The following is a 20820-nucleotide window of genomic DNA, read 5'->3' as shown; positions in this document are numbered from 1 at the left end:
CGTGAGGAAAATGAATAACGAGCGGGAAATTCGGTTTCTACGGCGAGCTACGGGGAATATTTGACGCGTTGCAGAGCGTTGCAATATTTCAGGAACCCGCGCCGAAGAATGAAATGACAGACAAAAAAAACCGACGCGCGAAGGCGTCGGTTGTGACAGCATCAAGCCCGGTTAGATAGCCACTGGCGCTTTAATACCGGGATGTGGATCGTAGCCTTCGATTTCGAAATCTTCGAAGCGATAATCAAAGATAGATTCAGGCTTACGTTTGATGATCAGCTTCGGCAACGCGCGCGGTTCGCGGCTAAGCTGCAGATGCGTTTGATCCATATGATTGCTGTACAGGTGCGTGTCGCCGCCGGTCCAGACAAAATCACCCACTTCAAGGTCGCACTGCTGCGCCATCATGTGTACCAGTAAGGCGTAGCTGGCAATGTTGAATGGCAGACCGAGGAACACATCGCACGAACGTTGATACAGCTGGCAGGAGAGCTTGCCATCCGCCACATAGAACTGGAAGAAAGCATGGCACGGCGCCAGCGCCATCTTATCCAGCTCACCGACGTTCCATGCGGAAACGATGATGCGTCGAGAGTCCGGGTCATTTTTCAGCTGGTTTAGCACCGTGGTGATCTGGTCAATATGGCGACCGTCCGGCGTTGGCCACGCGCGCCACTGTTTGCCATAAACCGGGCCTAAATTACCGTTTTCATCCGCCCATTCATCCCAGATTGAGACGTTGTTTTCATGCAGGTAGGCAACGTTAGTATCGCCCTGCAAAAACCACAGCAGCTCATGAATGATCGAGCGTAAATGGCAGCGTTTGGTCGTAACCAGCGGGAACCCTTCCTGCAGATTAAAACGCATCTGATGGCCAAAAATGGAAAGCGTTCCGGTTCCGGTACGGTCGTTTTTCTTTGTGCCTTCATCCAGCACTTTTTGCATCAGTTCTAAATACTGTTTCATGGTTCCTCAGGAAACGTGTTGCTGTGGGCTACGGCGGTACGCCCAAACCATCATAATAATGCCTGCGACAATCATCGGGATAGAGAGGATCTGTCCCATGCTGATGTACTGCACCCAGGTGCCGGTAAACTGTGCGTCCGGCTGGCGGAAGAATTCAACGATAATACGAAACGCGCCATAACCAATCAGGAACAGACCGGACACCGCCCCCATAGGACGCGGCTTGCGAATGTACAGGTTCAGAATGATAAACAGTACAACCCCTTCCAGCGCCATCTCATAAAGCTGCGAGGCGTGACGCGGCAGCGAGCCGTAGGTATCAAAAATGGACTGCCACTGCGGGTTGGTTTGCAGCAGTAAAATATCTTCGGTACGGGAGCCCGGGAACAGCATGGCATACTTGAAGTTCGGGTCGACGCGTCCCCACAGTTCACCGTTGATAAAGTTGCCCAGACGCCCTGCGCCCAGACCAAACGGGATCAGCGGAGCGATGAAATCAGAAACCTGGAAGAACGAACGCTTGGTGCGTCTGGCGAAGATAATCATCACCAGAATCACGCCGATAAGTCCGCCGTGGAAGGACATGCCGCCATCCCAGACGCGGAACAGATACAGCGGATTATCGAGGAACAATGGGAAGTTATAGAACAGTACGTAACCAATACGTCCGCCGAGGAAAACCCCGAGGAAGCCTGCATACAGTAAGTTTTCTACTTCATTTTTAGTCCAGCCACTGCCCGGACGATTAGCACGGCGCGTCGCCAGCCACATCGCGAAAATAAAACCCACCAAATACATCAAGCCGTACCAGTGAAGCGCGACGGGTCCGATTGAGAAAATGACCGGATCGAAATCCGGAAAATGCAGATAGCTACTGGTCATCTGTCACCACAAGTTCTTGTTATTTCGCTGAAGTCAGACAGCAATTGATAAGCGCGCCTGCATAAAGCAGGCGCTCCAAAGGTGCGAATGATAGCACAAGGGGATCGCAGCGGATGCCGGGAAGATGTAAAAGATCTGTATAGGTAATCTTTCCCCCGTAATGCCTGGCAACGTTACGCTTATCAGGCCTACAGTCCCCCGCGAATCAGCCCCCCCATGCCACGGCGCTCCATAAAGGCCGCCACCTGATGGCGTACTTCTGCCGCCATCTGCGCTTCCAGGCTGCGCTGGGCCAGCGTTTGCGCCTCGCCAAAATCGATATGGCGCAGCAGATATTTAACGCGAGCCACGGATCGACCGTTCATTGATAAATGACGGAAACCCAGGCCGATCAGAATGGCCACGCACATCGGATCGCCCGCCATTTCACCGCATAAGCGCAAATCGATACCGCTTCTTTCGGCTTCCTGCGCAATCATCGCCAGCGCACGTAACATCCCCGGATGCAGGCTGTCATAAATGCTGGCCACCCGCGTATTGTTACGATCAACGGCCAGAATATATTGGGTGAGATCGTTGGTTCCGACCGAGATAAAGTCTATCCGGTTAGCCAGATGCGGCAACATAAACACCATCGACGGAACTTCCAGCATGATGCCGATGCGCGGTTTCGGGATTGCGTAACCGATCATCTCTTCCACTTCGCGTCCGGCGCGTTCAATCAGGCGTCGCGCTTCGTCCACTTCATCAATACTGGTCACCATCGGCAGTAAAATGCTCAGGTTACCGGTTGCCGCGTTTGCACGCAGCATGGCCCGGACCTGGATCAAAAAGATCTCCGGTTGATCGAGCGTAATGCGGATCCCACGCCAGCCAAGGCATGGGTTCTCTTCACTGATCGGCATGTAGGGCAGCTGTTTATCGGCCCCGACATCCAGCGTCCGCAGAGTCACCGGCTTGTCGTTAAACATTTGCAGCATCCCTTGATACTGCGCAACCTGTTCTTCTTCCGAAGGAAAGCCGCTTTGCAGCATGAAAGGAATTTCTGTGCGATACAGACCAATGCCATCGATCCGACTGCCCAGCTTCTCTTCATGTTCCGGGCTGAGACCCGCATTGAGCATCACCTTCACGCGCTCGCCGCTTTTTAACTGCGCCGGTTGGTTAACGTCATCTTCCGCCAGGCGGCTCAGCTCGATCTCTTCGCTGATAAGGCGCTGGTATTCCTGGACCAATACCGGTTCCGGATCGACCAGCACTTCGCCACGATAACCATCCACCACCAACGTTCGACGGTGTAGTACTGACGGCTGGATATCAGCCCCCATGACGGTAGGAATACCCAGCGCACGCACCATAATCGCCGCATGAGAGTTGGCTGCGCCGTCCCGGACAACCACGCCGACTAACCGGTCCTGGGGAAGTTCCGCCAGCGTCGTAGCGGAAAGCTCATCCGCCACCAGCACAAAACGTTCCGGCCAGGCATTCGGTCCCTGGATCGAGTCGTCAAGATGGAACAGCAGACGCTGGCCCAGCGCGCGTAAATCTCCGGCCCGCTCTTTGAGATAGTTATCGCTCAGCGCGGCAAACTGTTCGGCAAATTTTTCGATGATCGTTTTAACGGCCCACTCAGCCACCGAGCCGTTATCCACTTCCGCAAACAGTTCGCGGCGCAAGCGGGTATCAGAAAGCAGGTGCGAGTAGAGATCAAAGATCGCCGCCGTTTCTTTCTGCGCCCCGGCGGTAAAGCGTTTGCTGTAACGGCGGAATTCGTTCGCCGCCTCTTCCAGCGCGCCGGTCAGCCGCTCGCGCTCAAGCACCGGGTCCAGCGTTGAAGCCTGATAGACCTGCTCCATCAGCGGTAGCGTTGCATCCTGCCAGCCTTCGGCAATGGCTACGCCGGGAGCGGCAGGCAATGCACGGATACGCGTTTGCCGGTATTGGCCGAACAGTGCGTTCAGTTGCGACTGGGAAAGTATGGCCGCCATTTGCGTGGCGAGCGTCACCAGGAAAGACTCTTCGCTTTCGTCGTACTGACGTAATTCACGCTGCTGCACCACCAGCACACCTAACAGCTGACGACGCTGAATAATCGGTACGCCTAAGAACGCACGAAAGCGCTCTTCTTTTACCGAAGGAATGTATTTAAAGCTGGGATGTTTTTGCGCATCGGCGAGGTTGATAGGTTCCGCCAGCCTGCCAACCAGGCCAACGATACCTTCATCAAACGCGAGTGCGACGGTGCGACCACGTGGTTTTTTCAGACCTCGTGTCGCCATGAGGTAATAACAACGTCGGTCGTGATCGGCCAGATAGACCGAGCAGACCTCTGTATCCATCGCAAGACAGATGTCGGTAACCAGTATATTGAGCGCCTCATTAAGACGCGGAGCACTGGCCACCTTTTCGACTATTTCGCGCAGGCGGGTGAGCATAATTTGCGTAGCTTAACCTCTTTTACGTCTGTACGCAGGTGCGCTTTGCGGTTTAGGAGTGCTCTCCTGAAGCGCCATGACAACACTTGCGAATTCTTTCATCACCCTGCGATAGACATCGCGTTTAAATGACACCACCTGTCGAACCGGATACCAGTAACTCACCCAGCGCCAGCCGTCGAACTCAGGTGTACTGCTGGTTTGCATATTAATTTCAGCATCGCTGCTGACTAATTGCAGAAGAAACCATTTTTGTTTCTGGCCGATACAAACCGGCTTTGTGTCCCAACGCACCAAACGTTTCGGTAACTTGTAACGCAACCAGTTACGAGTAGAAGCAAGGATCCGTACATCTTTACGGCTGAGACCCACTTCTTCAAAGAGTTCCCGGTACATCGCCTGCTCTGCCGTCTCTCCTGCGTTTATCCCACCTTGTGGGAATTGCCAGGAGTGCTGACCAAATCGCCGAGCCCACATGACCTGCCCCTGGCGGTTACAAATTACTATCCCTACATTCGGGCGGTAGCCATCGTCATCAATCACCGGACTACCTCAACATAAACCTTATATACAAACGATTGTTTCACACTCCTGAGAGGCGGTAAACCACTCTGTTAAGGGTGCGATATTCTAATAACAATTGAATAACTCACAGCGAAGCCCCGAGTTATAAACAGAAGAAGGGCATTCAGGGCGATTTTATTCACCTTTTCTGTGGATATAGTTGTGAAGAAGTACGGAATTACTATGGGAAAACCCAGAACAGTCCGAATAAGACATTCGTCACATATAAAAAATAGTCTTATTTATTCATTAAGTTAAAAACGATCGGTACCAACGCACATACATAAATGTGATGTGTGTCACGCACACGATCTTCACGCTGATGAAAGATCGACCAGCGTTGGTTTTATCCACAGATTATGCCAATAAGTTAGGCACAATTTGTGTAAAAATTCGATTTTCGTCGCGCGTCAAGGCTGTAAATTGAAACAGTAGTGGGGGTTTTTCACAGTTATCCCATCTTTCTGTGGATAACATGGTGTAAGATCCTGTTCATTGTCAGTGACCAGAATTGGAAAACCTACATTGCTGTTGCGCAACTCCGCGCGCGTGAATATAAAAACCAATATAAATCATATAATTGAATAAAGCATGTGGAAAAAGATAAACTCTGTCCACACGGTATAAAATCATTGCTCATTTTTTCACCTAAGGGTTGACCCGATGCCAGAACTCCATCCGTTACTTTCTCCGCCTGACTCTGAAGCCCAATTGCTGACTCAGGCGCGGCAGCTTGCGGGCTACTCGTTGGGAGAATTGGCGACCATGGCGGGACTCGTCACCCCAAGGGATCTCAAGCGTGATAAAGGCTGGATTGGCGTCCTGCTGGAGATTTGGCTGGGCGCCAGCGCAGGCAGCAAGCCGGAGCAGGATTTTGCGGCGCTGGGCGTGGAGCTGAAAACGATCCCTGTGGACAGTCTTGGCAGACCGCTGGAAACCACCTTCGTATGCGTAGCGCCGTTAACTGGCAATACAGGCGTCACCTGGGAAACCAGCCATGTGCGGCACAAACTTAAACGCGTACTGTGGATCCCGGTAGAGGGTGAACGCAGTATTCCACTGGCTGAACGTCGCGTCGGCTCGCCCTTGCTCTGGAGCCCGAACGACGAAGAAGACCAGCAATTACGGTTGGACTGGGAAGAACTAATGGACATGATTGTGCTAGGCCACGTCGAACGCATCACCGCTCGCCATGGGGAAGTGTTACAACTGCGTCCCAAAGCCGCCAATGCCCGAGCGCTTACCGAAGCGATTGGCGCCCATGGCGAACCCATCCTGACCCTGCCGCGCGGGTTTTATCTGAAAAAGAACTTCACGCGCGCATTGCTTGAGCGGCATTTCTTATTCCAGCCGCAATAGGCACCGTCCGGCCTTTCACCCGCCGCGTTACGGGCCTATAATTACCGCTTCTTTTTTTTGGCAGGACTTTGCTCGATGTTATTTGCATGGATAACCGATCCTAACGCCTGGCTTGCGCTCGGTACGCTGACGCTGCTGGAGATCGTTCTTGGGATCGACAATATTATTTTCCTCTCTCTGGTTGTAGCCAAACTTCCGACAGCGCAACGCAATCATGCCCGACGTATTGGGCTGGCGGCAGCAATGATTATGCGTCTGGCGCTGCTGGCCTCTATCGCCTGGGTAACACGGCTGACAAACCCGTTGTTCGAGGTATTTGGCGAGGCGATTTCGGCGCGCGACCTGATCCTTCTGCTCGGCGGGTTGTTCCTGATCTGGAAAGCCAGTAAAGAGATCCACGAATCCATTGAAGGTGAGGAAGAGGGACTGAAAACCCGTGTCTCTTCATTCCTGGGCGCGATTGTGCAGATCATGTTGTTAGACATTATCTTCAGTCTGGATTCCGTAATTACAGCGGTAGGCTTGTCTGACCATCTGTTTATCATGATGGCGGCGGTGGTGATTGCCGTGGGCGTGATGATGTTTGCTGCTCGCCCAATTGGTGAGTTTGTCGATCGTCACCCTTCAGTGAAAATGCTGGCGCTCTCTTTCCTGATTCTGGTCGGTTTTACGCTAATTCTGGAAAGTTTCGACGTCCACGTTCCGAAAGGATACATCTATTTCGCCATGTTCTTCTCTATCGCGGTAGAGACACTGAACCTGTGGCGTAATAAAAAAAATCCGCTCTGATGAAATCTGTCGCTCCCCGCAAGGGGAGCGAATACCGCGCCGGACCTACCTCTTCTCACAGTTTAAGATTTTACTGCTTTCGTCATGCATAACTTCGCGTTATTACTAAACTATTGTCAGACGCAGGCCATGAGAGGATAAGCAGATGAAAAAATGGGCAGTTTTGATTTCCGCCGTAGGACTGGCTTTTGTAGTTTCTGGATGCAGCAGCGATTATGTAATGGCGACAAAAGATGGCCGGATGATCCTGACCGACGGAAAACCAGAGATTGACGACGATACCGGTCTGGTGAGCTACCACGATCAGCAAGGCAATGCGATGCAGATCAACCGCGACGATGTATCTCAAATCATTGAACGCTGATGGTTGAGGTCAGCAGCGCGCTGGCCTTAACAATTTTACTTCCCTTTTTCTCTTCCCTCAGCCATTTTTATAATCCTTATGTTGTGATTATAAAAAGGAAACGGCTATGCAATATCACCGTATACCCCACAGCTCGCTGGAAGTCAGTACACTGGGGCTGGGCACAATGACGTTTGGTGAACAAAACAGCGAAGCCGACGCCCATGCACAGCTCGATTATGCCGTGGCACAAGGCATAAATTTGATCGACGTTGCCGAGATGTATCCGGTACCGCCGCGTCCTGAAACCCAGGGGCTCACCGAAACTTACGTGGGCAACTGGCTAGCCAAACACGGTAGCCGCGAAAAGCTAATCGTGGCGTCGAAGGTCAGTGGACCATCACGTAACAACGACAGCGGCATTCGACCAAATCAGGCGCTGGACCGTAAAAATATCCGTGAAGCGCTGCACGATAGTCTGAAAAGACTGCAAACCGATTACCTGGATCTGTATCAGGTTCACTGGCCGCAGCGCCCCACCAACTGCTTTGGTAAGTTAGGCTACAGCTGGACGGACTCCGCGCCGGTCGTCTCCCTGTTGGATACGCTGGATGCGCTGGCTGAGTTTCAGCGCGCGGGAAAAATTCGCTACATCGGCGTTTCCAATGAAACCGCGTTTGGCGTGATGCGTTATCTGCATCTGGCGGACAAACACGATCTGCCGCGCATCGCCACTATCCAGAATCCCTACAGCCTGCTGAACCGTAGCTATGAAGTTGGACTGGCAGAAGTCAGCCAGTACGAAGGGGTTGAACTACTGGCCTATTCTTGCCTGGGCTTCGGTACGCTAACCGGTAAGTATCTGAACGGCGCCAAGCCTGCCGGCGCACGTAATACGTTGTTTAGCCGTTTCACACGCTACAGCGGTGAGCAAACGCAAAAGGCCGTTGCAGCCTATGTGGATATCGCGAAACGCCATAATCTGGATCCTGCGCAAATGGCGCTGGCATTCGTGCGTCGTCAGCCGTTTGTCGCCAGCACCCTGCTGGGAGCAACGACGATGGAGCAGTTAAAAACCAACGTTGAAAGCCTGCATTTGGCGTTGAGCGAAGAAGTTCTGGCCGAGATTGAAGCGGTGCATCAGGTGTATACCTATCCTGCACCATGACGGTTAGTGCCTGATGGCGCTACGCTTATCAGGCCTACAGAAAGCATTCCCTGTAGGCCCGATAAGGCAACTACACGTAACAGACTAATGTCGGCGCTGCCAAATCCATAGCGCCGCAATCGCCAATGCGAACAACGCGCCAAACCCTATACCAATCGCTACCGCCGGGATCCCCACCAGCACCGCCAGCGAGTAAATACCCAACATCAGCAGCATCGCGCTGTTTTCACCCAGGTTTTGCACCGCAATCGCATTACCCGCACCGACGCTTTTCTTGCCCCGCTCCTGTAACAACGCATTCAGCGGCACCACAAAGAACCCGCCTGACACGCCGATAAGCATCAGCAACGCGTAGGCCGGAAGCAGCGCATGTTGCAGCGAGAAGATCAGCACCACGACGCCAATCAGGATCCCCGCAGGCATACAGCGCGACACGGTTTCCAGCGTCACCAGCTTCGCCGCCGCACCCGCGCCGACCACAATCCCAATCGCCACCATGGCATTCAGGTAAGTAGGTGTGGCGTTATCGGTGATGCCCAGCGCCACCGGCACCCACAGCACCAGCAGAAAACGCAGCGTGACGCCAGCGCCCCAAAAGAGGCTGGTTCCCACCAATGAGAAACGCGTTTCACCGTTACGCCACAGCGAAATGGCCGCACAGAAAAAACTGCGGGTCATTTTCCCCAAATGCCAGGACTGGCCAGGGCGAGCCGCGGCCAGCTTCGGGATAAACAGGTTAGCCACCACGGCGCCCGCATAGGCCAGCGCACAGGCAGAAAGCGCAGCAATCACGTGCCAGTCGGCCAGCACGCCCCCCGCCACAGAACCGAGTAAAATCGCGGCAATGGTGGAGGCTTCCATCAGGCCGTTAGCTTTCACCAGTTTGTCGCCAGTGGTCAGTTCACCGAGAATGCCATACTTGGCTGGTGAATACGCCGCCGCGCCGATCCCCACCAGCGTATAGCCGAGAAACGGATTAACGCCGAAGCAAATACTCGCCGCGCCCAGCAGTTTCATGCCGTTAGCGAACATCATCACCCGGCCTTTGGCAAAGCTGTCTGCCACCTGCCCGACAAAGGGCGCAAACAGGATGTAAGCGCCCACAAACACCATTTGCAGGATCGGCTGACTCCAGTCCGGATAAAATTGTTCCTTAAGCAAAGCCAGCGTGGCGAACAGTAAGGCGTTATCGCCAAACGCCGACAGGAACTGCGCGGCGATAACGGACATCATCCCTTTGGACCAGATAGAAGTGTTAGTGTGCACTGACTCACTCATGTTGTTTTTCCGGCTCATCTACCCAGCTTTTCAGCGTGACAAAATCCGGCTTACCGCTGCCGAGTAATGGGAGTTGTTTCAGGTGGCGAATATCACGCGGCACGGCAAGTTCAGGCACGCCGTGCGCTCGCGCATACTGCTGCAGTTTTTCGCGCGTCAGTTCGCTGTCGGTGGTGAACAGCACCAGCGCCTCGCCTTTGCTGGCATCGCTTTTGATCGCCGTGGCGTGCATTTTATCCGCAGATACCGCCAGCGCCAGTTGCTCAACCATTTCCAGAGAGACCATCTCTCCGGCAATTTTAGCAAAACGCTTGGCGCGTCCCTGGATCTGCACAAAGCCGTTTTCATCAAAGCGCACGATGTCTCCGGTGTCATACCAGCCGTGCTCAATCTCACCCTGCGCATTTTCTGCCGTCGGCACTTCCAGCACGCCAGGTTTTTCGACGCGCAAATAGCCGCTCATAATATTAGGGCCTTTTAGCTGTAAACGCCCTCCGTCCTCAATGCCTGGAACAGCTAACAGTCGGGCATCCATACCGGGCAAGATGCGCCCTACCGTTCCTGATTTCGCCGCCATCGGCACGTTGATCGACACCACTGGCGCACATTCCGTCACGCCATAGCCTTCAAGGACGCGCAGACCAAATTTCTCCTGCCACAGCTGTTTTGTAGTGTCTTGCAGTTTTTCCGCTCCCGCCACCACATAGCGCAGACGGTGAAAATCATAGGGATGCGCGAAACGCGCGTAGTTGCCAAGGAACGTTGACGTACCAAACAGTACGGTGCAGTTCCGGTCGTAGACCAGCTCCGGCACAATGCGGTAATGCAGCGGGCTGGGATAAAGAAACACTTCTGCGCCGGTCAGCAGCGGCGTGAATAATCCCACCGTCAGACCAAAGGAGTGGAATAGCGGCAACGCAGACATAAAGCGGTCGTCGGCGGTGAAATCGGCGATGGTTTTAATCTGCTCGACGTTCGCCAGAATGCTCTTGTGGCTGTGTACCACACCTTTTGGATGACCTTCCGAGCCAGAGGTAAAGAGGATTACCGCGGCCTCTTCCGGCTGCTGTTTCACCTGCGCCAGATGCGGCGCCAGCAGGTGTGAGAAAATCCACAGCTTATCGCTAAACGTCACATCGGCTTTCAGGTCTTCCAGGTAAACCCAGCGCACCTGTGTGAGCTGCTCCGGTAAATGCCAAAGTTTGCCTTTATCGAGAAACTGTCGGGAAGTGAAGATAGTTTTGATTTCTGATGCAGTAATGGCGCTGGTTAGCCCTTTTACACCTGCCGTGTAGTTCATCATGGCCGGAATGCGTCGACGCGCAATAGCGCCAAAAATGACCGCCGCGCTGATCCCCGCGTTTGGCAGCATCAGGCCAATTTTTTCACCCTCAGAGGTATATTTTTCCAGAATACGGGCCACAAACAGCGTCTTAGTCAACAGTTTACGATAGCTGTCCGGCGTAAAGTTAACATCTTCAATGCAGTTTTTGCCTGCGCCAAAGCGATATTTCGCCGCCAGCAGAGACTCATAAAGCGTTTCACGCGGACGTACCGCCATGCGCGCTTCCATCATAATTTGATGCAGCATTTCACCCGCGATTTTGCGGCGATCGCGAGCACGCGACGCTTCCGGCATCGGCATATGGGTCGGCGGCAGGATGTGCAAGCGAATACGCGGGAAGAATCGCTGTTTAACCAGACCTTTCAGGCGACTAAAGCGTGACAGCTCCGCGCCTTCGATGCGCACAGGAACCACCGTGGCCCCTGACTTTGCCGCGACAAACCCGGCGCCGTCATAGATTTTCATCAATGAACCGGTGGTCGAAATACGCCCTTCCGGGAAAATAACCACCGGACGCCCCTGCTCGACCAGGCGAACCAGATGTTTAATCGACATCGGTTTGGTCGGGTCTAACGGCACGAAATCAATCAGCGGGGTCAGCCAGCGCATATACCATTGCTGACTAATAGAGGTGTAAACAGCAAAAACGGGGCGGATCGGTAAAAAAAGCGCCAGCAGGATGCCGTCGATAAATGAGACATGGTTGGGAGTAATTAGAACGCGTTCTCCCTGTAGCGCGCTGATATCGCCCGTGACGCGAACGCGGAAAAGCACGCGAAACAGATTACGAAAAAAGCCAAATAGCATCTCAACTCCCTGTGCCATTAATTACATAAACATTAATGGTGAGAGAGTATACGAGTTGGGGAATGGGCGCGACAGGTAACTGGTGAATACAATCCGAAAAAAAACCTGCGCATCCGCGCAGGTCGGTGCAAGAGACAGGTACGAAGTGCGTACCGAATAATCTCACCAATCAATACCTCTGGGATCTTGATTGTGGTCGTCAGCAGCCAGATACGCCAGTGCGAAAACGCAAAGGAATGAACCCAAATGCAACGAGTTGTGTAAATTATCGGTTACTGTTACAGATAGGCCGAAGACAAAAAAAACCTGCGCATCTGCGCAGGCTGGTGTAAATCTAGTGATCAACCCGAAAGTTGATTTCACCTATCAATACCTCTGGGATCCCAACTTTAGCAATCTGCTCAGTGCCCTCACCAGCAAACAATCGCAACAGCACATCGCAAAGTGTAAGTAAAAATTAGTGTTTTCTATTTTCTGTCTTACTTCGCTCGCGCGCGCTCACATTTGCGACGTCCTGACAGGCAATCTGCTTGAACAGCCAGCCGTTTTCCGTAACACTGACACAATGTAAGCGTTTACCCACAACAGGTACTATCATGGCGACCATAAAGGATGTAGCCCGACTAGCTGGTGTATCAGTCGCCACCGTTTCTCGAGTGATTAATGATTCCCCCAAAGCCAGCGAAGCATCGCGTCTGGCCGTAACGAGTGCAATGGAATCACTCAGCTACCACCCCAACGCCAACGCGCGTGCGCTGGCGCAACAATCTACCGAAACCGTCGGACTGGTGGTTGGTGATGTGTCAGATCCATTTTTTGGGGCAATGGTTAAAGCTGTCGAGCAGGTGGCCTATAACACCGGTAATTTTTTACTGATCGGCAACGGCTACCATAATGAACAGAAGGAACGTCAGGCAATTGAACAGCTTATTCGCCACCGCTGCGCTGCGCTTGTTGTCCACGCCAAAATCATCCCGGATGCAGATCTGGCTTCATTAATGAAGCAAATCCCCGGCATGGTATTGATCAACCGAATTCTGCCAGGATTCGAACAACGCTGCGTTGCCCTCGATGACCGCTTCGGCGCGTGGTTGGCTACCCGACACCTTATTCAGCAGGGCCATACCCGTATCGGTTATCTGTGCTCCAATCACACCATTTCAGATGCGGAGGATCGCCTGCAAGGCTATTACGATGCGCTGACGGAGAGCAATATACCGATTAACGATCGGCTGGTGACCTTTGGCGAGCCGGATGAGAGCGGCGGTGAGCAGGCCATGACCGAGTTGCTTGGCCGTGGTAAAAACTTCACGGCTGTAGCCTGCTATAACGACTCAATGGCGGCTGGCGCGATGGGCGTGTTAAATGATAACGGCATTGATGTACCAGGCGAAATTTCCCTGATCGGCTTCGATGATGTGCTGGTTTCCCGCTATGTGCGTCCACGTTTGACCACGGTACGCTATCCGATAGTGACGATGGCAACCCAGGCCGCTGAACTGGCGCTTGCGCTGGCGGAGAAGCGACCCGCGCCTGAAATCACCCACGTATTTAACCCAACTCTGGTGCGCCGCCATTCCGTTTCGACGCTGACAGAGCCGGGCAATTCTTCGTCAAACGATTAACCAGGATAGCGTCATGACCACGATGTTGGACGTTTCACGACACGCTGGCGTCTCAAAAGCGACCGTTTCGCGCGTGCTGAATGGTACGGGTCAGGTAAAAGAGAGCACGCGCCAGAAAGTGTTTAAGGCCATGCAGGCACTTGATTATCGACCCAATTTTTTAGCGCGTTCTTTAGCGAACCGTACCAGCAATAGCATTGGCCTGGTGGTTTCCACGTTTGATGGATTCTACTTTGGCCGCCTGCTGCAACAGGCTTCGCGCCAGACGGAATCTCACGGTAAGCAGTTGATCGTCACCGACGGTCACGACACGCCGGAGCGTGAACAGGAAGCCGTACAAATGCTGGCCGACAGGCAGTGTGATGCCATTATTCTCTATACCCGTTATATGAGTGAGCAGGCGATTATGTCACTGATGAACAGCATTGCTATGCCGTTGCTGGTCATTAACCGTGATGTCAGTCAGGCCCGCGATCGCGCGATTTTCTTTGAACAGGAAGAAGCCGCGTTCCAGGCGGTCAATTATCTGATCTCCCAGGGGCATAGCGATATTGCCTGCATCACCGTGCCGGGCCATACCCCTACCGGTAAATCACGTTTGATGGGATATCGTAAAGCGCTGGAAAAAAACGGTATTCCCTGGGATCCCGGCAAGGTTAAATACGGCGATTCAACGATGACGCGTGGCTATGAAGCCTGTCGTGAGCTGCTGGAGGAAGGGGTGACATTCAGCGCCCTGTTCGCCTGTAACGATGACATGGCATTAGGTGCATCAAAAGCGTTGCATCAGGCTGGCCTGAAGATCCCGACGGACGTCTCGCTGTTTGGTTTTGACGATGCGCCCAGCGCTAAATGGCTGGAGCCGGGACTCTCTACCGTCTATCTGCCGATTGACGCCATGATAACAACGGCAATTGACCAGGCTATCCGTCTGGCCAACGGTGAGAGCGTAGAGCCGATCCCACCGTTTACTGGCAAACTGGTGTTGCGGGAATCGGTGACAACGGGGCCATATTACAAATAGTGCCGGATGGTGGCGCAAGCACCTTATCCGGCCTACAACCCCACAGAGAGTTTCGTAGGCCGGATAAGCGTAGCGCCATCCGGCTTTTCACAACGCTGTATTCAGATTAATTCCAGCGCCAGTAGCTCATCAATAGTCTGACGACGACGAATCAGTCGCGCCACGCCGTGATCAAACAACACCTCCGGCAGCAACGGGCGGCTATTGTAGTTTGACGACATTGACGCGCCGTACGCCCCGGTATCATGCAGCACCAGATAATCCCCCGGCACCACCGCTGGCAGCAGACGGGTTTCCACATTTCCGCCTTCCTGCTGGGTAAAGACGTCGCCGGACTCACACAGCGGCCCGGCTACTACGGTTTCTATTTGCGCGGCTTGCTCCAGAGAACGGCCATTTCCCGCCAGTGCAGAGATATGGTGATAGCTACCGTACATCGCCGGGCGCATCAAATCGTTGAAGCCTGCGTCAATCAGCACAAAGTGACGGCTGCCCATCGCTTTTACGCTGCGCACCTGCGCCACCAGCACGCCGGATTCCGCCACCAGAAAACGGCCCGGTTCGATCTCCAATTTAACAGCGTGACCCAGATGACGCGCAATTTGATCGCGCGCGGCGTTCCATAACCCAAAATAATGATCGGTGTTGATCGCCTCTTCGCCCTCGCGATATGGGATCGACAGCCCGCCGCCCGCGGAGATCGCCTCCAGATCCTGACCAAACTCGACAACCTGACGCACCATCGCGCCGCACACCTGTTCCAGATGGCCGTAGTCGACGCCGGATCCGATATGCATATGAATGCCAACCAGCTTCAACTGATAGCGCTGGATCACTTCCAGCGCCGCCGGTAGATCGCTGTACCAGATACCGTGTTTGCTGTTCTCGCCGCCGGTGTTGGTTTTCTGACTATGTCCATGACCAAAGCCAGGGTTCACGCGTAGCCACACGCGATGGCCCGGCGAAAGCTGACCCAGTTGTTCCAGCATATCCACTGAACCGGCATTTACCGGAATGCTCAATTCATGCACCCGGGCGAGCGTCGCGCCATCGATCATATCGGCGGTAAAGACAATCTCATCTTTTCCCGGCTCAAAACCCGCCGCCAGCGCGCGTTCAATTTCGCCCAGCGAGACGGAATCGACCTTCACGCCCTGCTCGCGCATCAGGCGCAGAATATGAATATTTGAGCATGCCTTCTGGGCAAAACGCACCACGTCAAACTGGCTCAGTTTGGCAATCTGCGCGCGGATAATCTGCGCATCATACACCCACACCGGGCAGCCAAATTCAGCGGGCAGGCATAGCAGGTTGTCGGCGGTGAGATCGGTATCAGTGCTGTTGAGTGGGCGTGGCATGGTGTGCTCCGGTATTGGCTTTTTTATGATTACGCCACAGCCCGAAAAGAATAAAAAATATCGTTTTATCGTGAGTCTATGCAAAAATGATATGGATTACATCATTCGAGGATTCGCCATGCCCGCCGTTAACCTGCGCCATATTGAAATTTTTCACGCCATCATGACCGCAGGCAATCTGACGGAAGCCGCGCGGATGCTACATACATCGCAGCCGACCGTCAGTCGGGAACTGGCCCGATTCGAGAAAGTGCTGGGATTAACGCTGTTCGAACGTTCGCGTGGCAGGCTGCATCCGACCGTGCAAGGGTTACGTCTGTTTGAAGAGGTACAACGTTCCTGGTATGGTCTGGACAGGATTGTGAGCGCCGCCGAAAGTCTGCGCGAATTTCGTCAGGGCGAATTATCGATTGTCTGCCTGCCGGTGTTCTCGCAGTCTTTTTTACCGCCGCTGCTGGAGCCATTCCTCACACGCTACCCGCAGGTCAATATTCAGATAGTGCCGCAGGAGTCACCATTGCTGGAAGAGTGGCTGTCGGCGCAACGCCACGATCTGGGGATCACAGAAACTCTGCATACCCCAGCAGGAACTAAACGTACAGAATTGCTGGCGCTGGATGAAGTATGCGTGCTGCCACAGGGACATCCGCTGGCCGAGAAATCCGTGCTCACACCGCAGGATTTTCAGGGCGAAAACTACATCAGCCTGTCGCGGACCGACAGCTACCGTCAGCTTCTGGATACCCTGTTTAATGAGCACCAAGTGAAACGCCGCATGGTAATAGAAACCCATAGCGCTGCTTCAATTTGTGCAATGGTGCGGGCGGGTGTGGGGATCTCGGTGGTCAATCCATTAACGGCGCTGGATTACGCCAGCAGCGGGATCGTTATCCGCCGTTTCAGTATTTCGGTACCGTTTACGGTCAGCCTGATTCACCCGCTTCATCGCCCCGCCTCGGCGCTGGTAGATGCTTTCACCGCACATCTGCAAGCCCATCTGCCGAAGCTAATCGATCCGCTGAACGCTATTTTGCATCCACAGACGAAAGCATAAACTCCACCGCATCTTGCGCATGGATAGCCGCAGTATCGAAAACCGGTAGTGGGCTTAGCTCGGCTGGTACCAGCAGACCAATCTCGGTACAGCCAAAAATTACCCCTTGCGCGCCCTGCTTAGCCAGCTGAGCAATCACACTGAGGTAATAATCGCGGGACGTTTCATTGAATTCGCCGAGGCACAGCTCATCGAAAATAATCAGGTTTATTTTTTGCCGGTCGTTAGCGTCAGGGATAAGCGTACTAATGCCAAATTCAGCCTGTAAGCGCCCACGGTAAAAATCCTGCTCCATGGTGTAGCGCGTACCCAGCAGCGCCACGTTGCTCATCTGCTGCTTTTGTATGGCGCGACCAGTGGCATCAGCAATATGCAGGAACGGTACATCACAGGCGGTTGCAATCGCCTCAGCAACCTTGTGCATCGTGTTGGTACACAACACGATGCCCTCAGCTCCCGCCTCCTGTAGCCCTCTGGCGGCCTGCGCGAGGATCTGCCCGGCCCGCTGCCAGTCGCCGCTGGACTGACAGGCTTCAATCTCATGAAAATCTACGCTGTGCAACAGAATCTGTGCCGAATGCAGGCCACCCAGACGCTGTTTTACCCCTTCATTAATGAGTCGATAATAAGGAATGGTAGATTCCCAGCTCATACCGCCTAACAGACCGATCGTTTTCATCGCTTCCCCTCATTTGTTGTTACCTCTTCAGTGAACCAAAGATGTGATCAACTTTCCACATCTGTTGGTGTGCATTTCTTTTTATACTTTGCTGATATAAATTTAATAAAACACCGTTTCACTAACTTACAGGAATGTCGGATGTTTATTTTTCATAAAGAGACCACGCTTGAAGATCTGGGCAATGGCGTTACCCGTCGCATTCTTGCTCACGACGGTAAAATGATGGCGGTTGAGGTGAACTTCGAGCAGGGCGCGATTGGTCCGCTGCACAACCACCCGCATGAACAGCTGACTTACGTTTTATCCGGTGAGTTTGAATTTACTATTGGGGAAGAAAAGCATGTCGTTTCCGCAGGTGACACCCTGTATAAACAGCCCAACATTATGCATGGCTGCGTCTGCTTAAAAGCAGGAACATTACTCGATACGTTCACTCCGATGCGCGACGATTTTCTGCACGGGTAATTTCGCTGTTCTCAAACCATGCTACTGACCGGTCTGAGAACACGCTAAAATGCGTACTCAGTTCCCTAAAAATGCATACGTTACAAGGTGGGGTATTTTCCTTCGATACCAGCTCGCATAAGCGTTAATTCCGAGATGCGCCCCGCCATGTGGGCTATTACAGTCACGTTAATTTAATTAACGGTGACGGATCGCCATGACAAAAATGACAACGGCCACTCCACATGACGCGGTCTTCAAACAGTTCTTGTACCATCCCGATACCGCAAGAGATTTTCTGGATATCTATCTTCCATCAACCTTGCGGGAGCTATGTGATCTGCAAACACTAAAACTGGAATCAGGCAGTTTTATTGAGGATAGCCTGCGAGCCAGCTACTCCGACGTACTGTGGTCATTAAAAACAAACGAAGGCGTTGGATATATCTATGTTGTTATTGAGCATCAGAGTTCGCCAGACGCTCACATGGCATTTCGGCTAATGCGCTACGCCATGGCTGCAATGCAACGCCATCTGGATGCTGGCCATAAAACATTACCTTTGGTGATACCGATGCTGTTTTATCATGGCGCTCTCAGCCCCTACCCCTTTTCACTCTGCTGGCTGGATGAGTTTGACGATCCCGCATTGGCACGACAGTTATACTCAGCAACATTTCCGCTGGTAGATATCACCGTAATACCCGATGACGAAATTATGCAACATCGCCGTATAGCACTGCTGGAATTGATGCAAAAACATATCCGCAAGCGTGATTTAATGGGATTAGTGGAACAACTGGTCTCGTTGCTGGCTACGGGATACGCTAATGACAGCCAGCTCAAAACGCTATTTAATTACATGATGCAGTTTGGAAATACGCCTCACGTTGATAAATTTATCCGTGAGGTTGCCTATCGGGTACCACAGCAAAAGGAACGTCTGATGACTATCGCGGAAGTATTGCAACAGGAAGCCAAACAACAAGAGGCATTACGCATTGCCCAGATGATGTTAGCGAATGGTATTAGTCATGAAATTATACTAAAGATAACCGGGCTGTCTGCTAAGGACATCCTCGCCAGGCAGGCCTCTCCACATTGAAACAGGTAGCAATGGGAGCCCGATAATGAGTTGATCTATCGGGCTCTCTGCTCACTTACACCCCAATATTTCTTAGCTTCTCACCCGACATCAGCTTGCGCTCGATGTGTTCCAGCGTGACGTTTTTGGTTTCCGGGATAAGCCAGAATGTAATACCGATAAAAGCGACGTTCAACGCGGTATACAGCCAGAATGTACCCGCCGCGCCGATGCTGTCGAGCAGCGTCAGGAACGTGGCGCCAATGATCATGTTCGACACCCAATTGGTGGTGGTCGAGCAGGTAATACCAAAATCGCGGCATTTCAGCGGCTGAATTTCCGAACAGAGGATCCACACCACCGGCGCGGCGCTCATCGCGTAACCTGCAATGCACATCATGGTCATACCGACTGACAGCCAGGATAGACCACTGGAAGCCGTGCCGTTATCAAACTGCATCAGGCAATAGCCGAGTACCAGCGTCCCAATGGCCATCACGCTGAAACCAATTTTCAGCGCCGGTTTGCGTCCGGCTTTATCAACCGTGAAAACAGCAATAAAGGTGGCGAACATGAACGTTAAGCCGACCACCAGCGTGGCAATCATCTGCTGTTCGGTGGTGGTAAAGCCCGCCATTTTAAAAATGCGCGGCGCGTAGTACATGATGATATTCATCCCGGTGAACTGCTGCATCGCCTGCAACAACATTCCGAGGAAAACCGCGCGACGCACGTTACGGTTAATTTTAAATAGCGCCCAGCCGCCCTGCTTCAGCTTCAGGCTTTCACGGATTTCGTTCAGCTCATCGCGGGCTTTTTCTGACGTATCGCGCAGCATACGCAATACTTCTTCGGCTTCGATGTGGCGACCTTTTTCCGCCAGCCAGCGCGGACTGTTCGGTAGGAAAACCACCAGGATAATCAGTAAAACCGCCGGGAGCGCCAGCACCCCCAACATGGCGCGCCAGTTACCGCTGTAGCTAAATGCCGTATCAGATAAAAAGGCCAGCACAATACCCAGCGTAACCATCAACTGGTACATACTGATCATCTTACCGCGCACATTCTCACTGGCCATTTCGGAAAGATAGAGCGGCGCGGTGTAAGACGCGATACCCACCGCAACGCCCAGTACCACGCGGGCAAAAATAAGCATTTCAACGCTGGACGCAAACGCCGATCCCAGAGATCCGACGACAAAAAGGATCGCGCCCGCCATCAGACTGTATTTACGTCCCAGGCGGAATGACAGCCAACCATTAAATAGTGCGCCAATTGCCGCACCCAGCATCATGCTGCTCACCACCCACTCCTGCAGGCGGCTGGTCAGGACAAAATGATCGGTGATGAAAGGCAACGCGCCCGCTATCACGCCAATATCCAGGCCGAATAACAATCCTGCGACAGCCGCAGAGATAGAGACAAACATATTCATACGTCGCGTATCGCGCACAGGGCGCGGCGCTAAAGCAGCATCATTATTTATTGAGACCATTTTTTCCTGCCAGATACAGAGTAAACCATGTCCCTGAAAGTAAGGGATCCCTTACATGGAGCGTCAGGCGGGAAACGGCAAAAACATGGATGAAATAGCTACACCACCTCGTTATGTG

The 20820-nt window shown here is 53.0% G+C and carries 18 protein-coding genes; 9 read left to right on the top strand and 9 right to left on the bottom strand.

The window, feature by feature from the left end; all coding sequences use genetic code 11:
• Positions 1-171: 171 nt before the first annotated feature.
• The 4 genes from thyA to rppH all read right to left on the bottom strand — a co-directional run bounded on the left by thyA (position 172) and on the right by rppH (position 4826).
• Positions 172-966, bottom strand: coding sequence for a thymidylate synthase (thyA, locus tag OGV69_RS24240; protein ID WP_038633316.1), 795 nt, complete (start codon positions 964-966; stop codon positions 172-174).
• 6 nt (positions 967-972) lie between these two features.
• Positions 973-1848, bottom strand: coding sequence for a prolipoprotein diacylglyceryl transferase (lgt, locus tag OGV69_RS24235; protein WP_038633319.1), 876 nt, complete (start codon positions 1846-1848; stop codon positions 973-975).
• A 188-nt stretch (positions 1849-2036) separates the two neighbouring features.
• The gene (ptsP, locus tag OGV69_RS24230; RefSeq protein WP_038633322.1) at positions 2037-4283 is read right to left on the bottom strand and encodes a phosphoenolpyruvate--protein phosphotransferase; all 2247 of its coding nucleotides are present in this window, start codon (positions 4281-4283) and stop codon (positions 2037-2039) included.
• Positions 4284-4295: 12 nt separating this feature from the next.
• Positions 4296-4826 (bottom strand): RNA pyrophosphohydrolase, encoded by a 531-nt coding sequence (gene rppH / locus OGV69_RS24225; RefSeq protein WP_003825602.1) that lies wholly within the window; start codon positions 4824-4826, stop codon positions 4296-4298.
• 684 nt (positions 4827-5510) lie between these two features.
• Here rppH and mutH point away from each other — a divergent pair.
• The 4 genes from mutH to OGV69_RS24205 all read left to right on the top strand — a co-directional run bounded on the left by mutH (position 5511) and on the right by OGV69_RS24205 (position 8506).
• Entirely contained in the window at positions 5511-6206 is a 696-nt protein-coding gene (gene mutH, locus OGV69_RS24220; protein WP_038633327.1) for a DNA mismatch repair endonuclease MutH, read from the top strand.
• A gap of 75 nt (positions 6207-6281) precedes the next feature.
• Positions 6282-6995 (top strand): TerC family protein, encoded by a 714-nt coding sequence (locus OGV69_RS24215; RefSeq protein ID WP_038633330.1) that lies wholly within the window; start codon positions 6282-6284, stop codon positions 6993-6995.
• A gap of 145 nt (positions 6996-7140) precedes the next feature.
• Positions 7141-7359, top strand: coding sequence for a lipoprotein YgdR (gene ygdR, locus OGV69_RS24210; protein WP_038633333.1), 219 nt, complete (start codon positions 7141-7143; stop codon positions 7357-7359).
• A gap of 106 nt (positions 7360-7465) precedes the next feature.
• The gene (locus tag OGV69_RS24205; protein ID WP_038633335.1) at positions 7466-8506 is read left to right on the top strand and encodes an NADP(H)-dependent aldo-keto reductase; all 1041 of its coding nucleotides are present in this window, start codon (positions 7466-7468) and stop codon (positions 8504-8506) included.
• 84 nt (positions 8507-8590) lie between these two features.
• Here OGV69_RS24205 and lplT read toward each other — a convergent pair whose 3' ends face one another.
• Positions 8591-9784 carry a lysophospholipid transporter LplT gene (gene lplT / locus OGV69_RS24200; protein ID WP_110496955.1) on the bottom strand — a complete coding sequence of 398 codons (1194 nt, stop codon included), beginning with the start codon at positions 9782-9784 and terminating at the stop codon, positions 8591-8593.
• Complete coding sequence (aas, locus tag OGV69_RS24195) at positions 9777-11936, bottom strand: bifunctional acyl-ACP--phospholipid O-acyltransferase/long-chain-fatty-acid--ACP ligase (RefSeq protein WP_069324519.1); 2160 nt, start codon at positions 11934-11936, stop codon at positions 9777-9779. Before aas ends, lplT begins: the two co-directional genes overlap by 8 nt.
• Before the next feature lie 596 nt (positions 11937-12532).
• On the opposite strand from aas, the gene galR reads away from it, so the two are divergent.
• Together galR and OGV69_RS24185 are read left to right on the top strand one after the other, a co-directional pair.
• Positions 12533-13561, top strand: coding sequence for an HTH-type transcriptional regulator GalR (galR, locus tag OGV69_RS24190; RefSeq protein ID WP_038633343.1), 1029 nt, complete (start codon positions 12533-12535; stop codon positions 13559-13561).
• Positions 13562-13574: 13 nt separating this feature from the next.
• Positions 13575-14585 (top strand): LacI family DNA-binding transcriptional regulator, encoded by a 1011-nt coding sequence (locus OGV69_RS24185; protein ID WP_069324842.1) that lies wholly within the window; start codon positions 13575-13577, stop codon positions 14583-14585.
• Between the two features lie 101 nt (positions 14586-14686).
• Here OGV69_RS24185 and lysA read toward each other — a convergent pair whose 3' ends face one another.
• Positions 14687-15943: a diaminopimelate decarboxylase gene (gene lysA / locus OGV69_RS24180; protein WP_069324841.1), complete on the bottom strand. Its 1257-nt coding sequence runs from the start codon at positions 15941-15943 to the stop codon at positions 14687-14689.
• A gap of 118 nt (positions 15944-16061) precedes the next feature.
• Between lysA and OGV69_RS24175 the strand changes: the two genes are divergently transcribed.
• Positions 16062-16997 carry a LysR family transcriptional regulator gene (locus OGV69_RS24175; protein WP_110498789.1) on the top strand — a complete coding sequence of 312 codons (936 nt, stop codon included), beginning with the start codon at positions 16062-16064 and terminating at the stop codon, positions 16995-16997.
• On the opposite strand, the gene OGV69_RS24170 is transcribed toward OGV69_RS24175, so the two are convergent.
• Positions 16969-17676: an aspartate/glutamate racemase gene (locus tag OGV69_RS24170; RefSeq protein ID WP_069324840.1), complete on the bottom strand. Its 708-nt coding sequence runs from the start codon at positions 17674-17676 to the stop codon at positions 16969-16971. The two genes, OGV69_RS24175 and OGV69_RS24170, sit on opposite strands and share 29 nt — an antisense overlap.
• 141 nt (positions 17677-17817) lie before the next feature.
• Between OGV69_RS24170 and OGV69_RS24165 the strand changes: the two genes are divergently transcribed.
• Together OGV69_RS24165 and OGV69_RS24160 are read left to right on the top strand one after the other, a co-directional pair.
• Positions 17818-18144, top strand: a complete 327-nt coding sequence (locus OGV69_RS24165; RefSeq protein WP_038633354.1) for a cupin domain-containing protein — start codon at positions 17818-17820, stop codon at positions 18142-18144.
• Between the two features lie 196 nt (positions 18145-18340).
• The gene (locus OGV69_RS24160) at positions 18341-19228 is read left to right on the top strand and encodes an Rpn family recombination-promoting nuclease/putative transposase (RefSeq protein ID WP_038633357.1); all 888 of its coding nucleotides are present in this window, start codon (positions 18341-18343) and stop codon (positions 19226-19228) included.
• A gap of 55 nt (positions 19229-19283) precedes the next feature.
• Here OGV69_RS24160 and araE read toward each other — a convergent pair whose 3' ends face one another.
• Positions 19284-20702: an arabinose-proton symporter AraE gene (gene araE / locus OGV69_RS24155; protein ID WP_038633360.1), complete on the bottom strand. Its 1419-nt coding sequence runs from the start codon at positions 20700-20702 to the stop codon at positions 19284-19286.
• Positions 20703-20820 lie beyond the last annotated feature (118 nt).

It is taken from the genome of Citrobacter sp. Cc139, assembly GCF_030334645.1.
In the GTDB taxonomy this organism is placed as follows: Bacteria; Pseudomonadota; Gammaproteobacteria; order Enterobacterales; family Enterobacteriaceae; genus Citrobacter; species Citrobacter werkmanii.
This window is presented reverse-complemented; position numbering and strand designations above follow the sequence as displayed.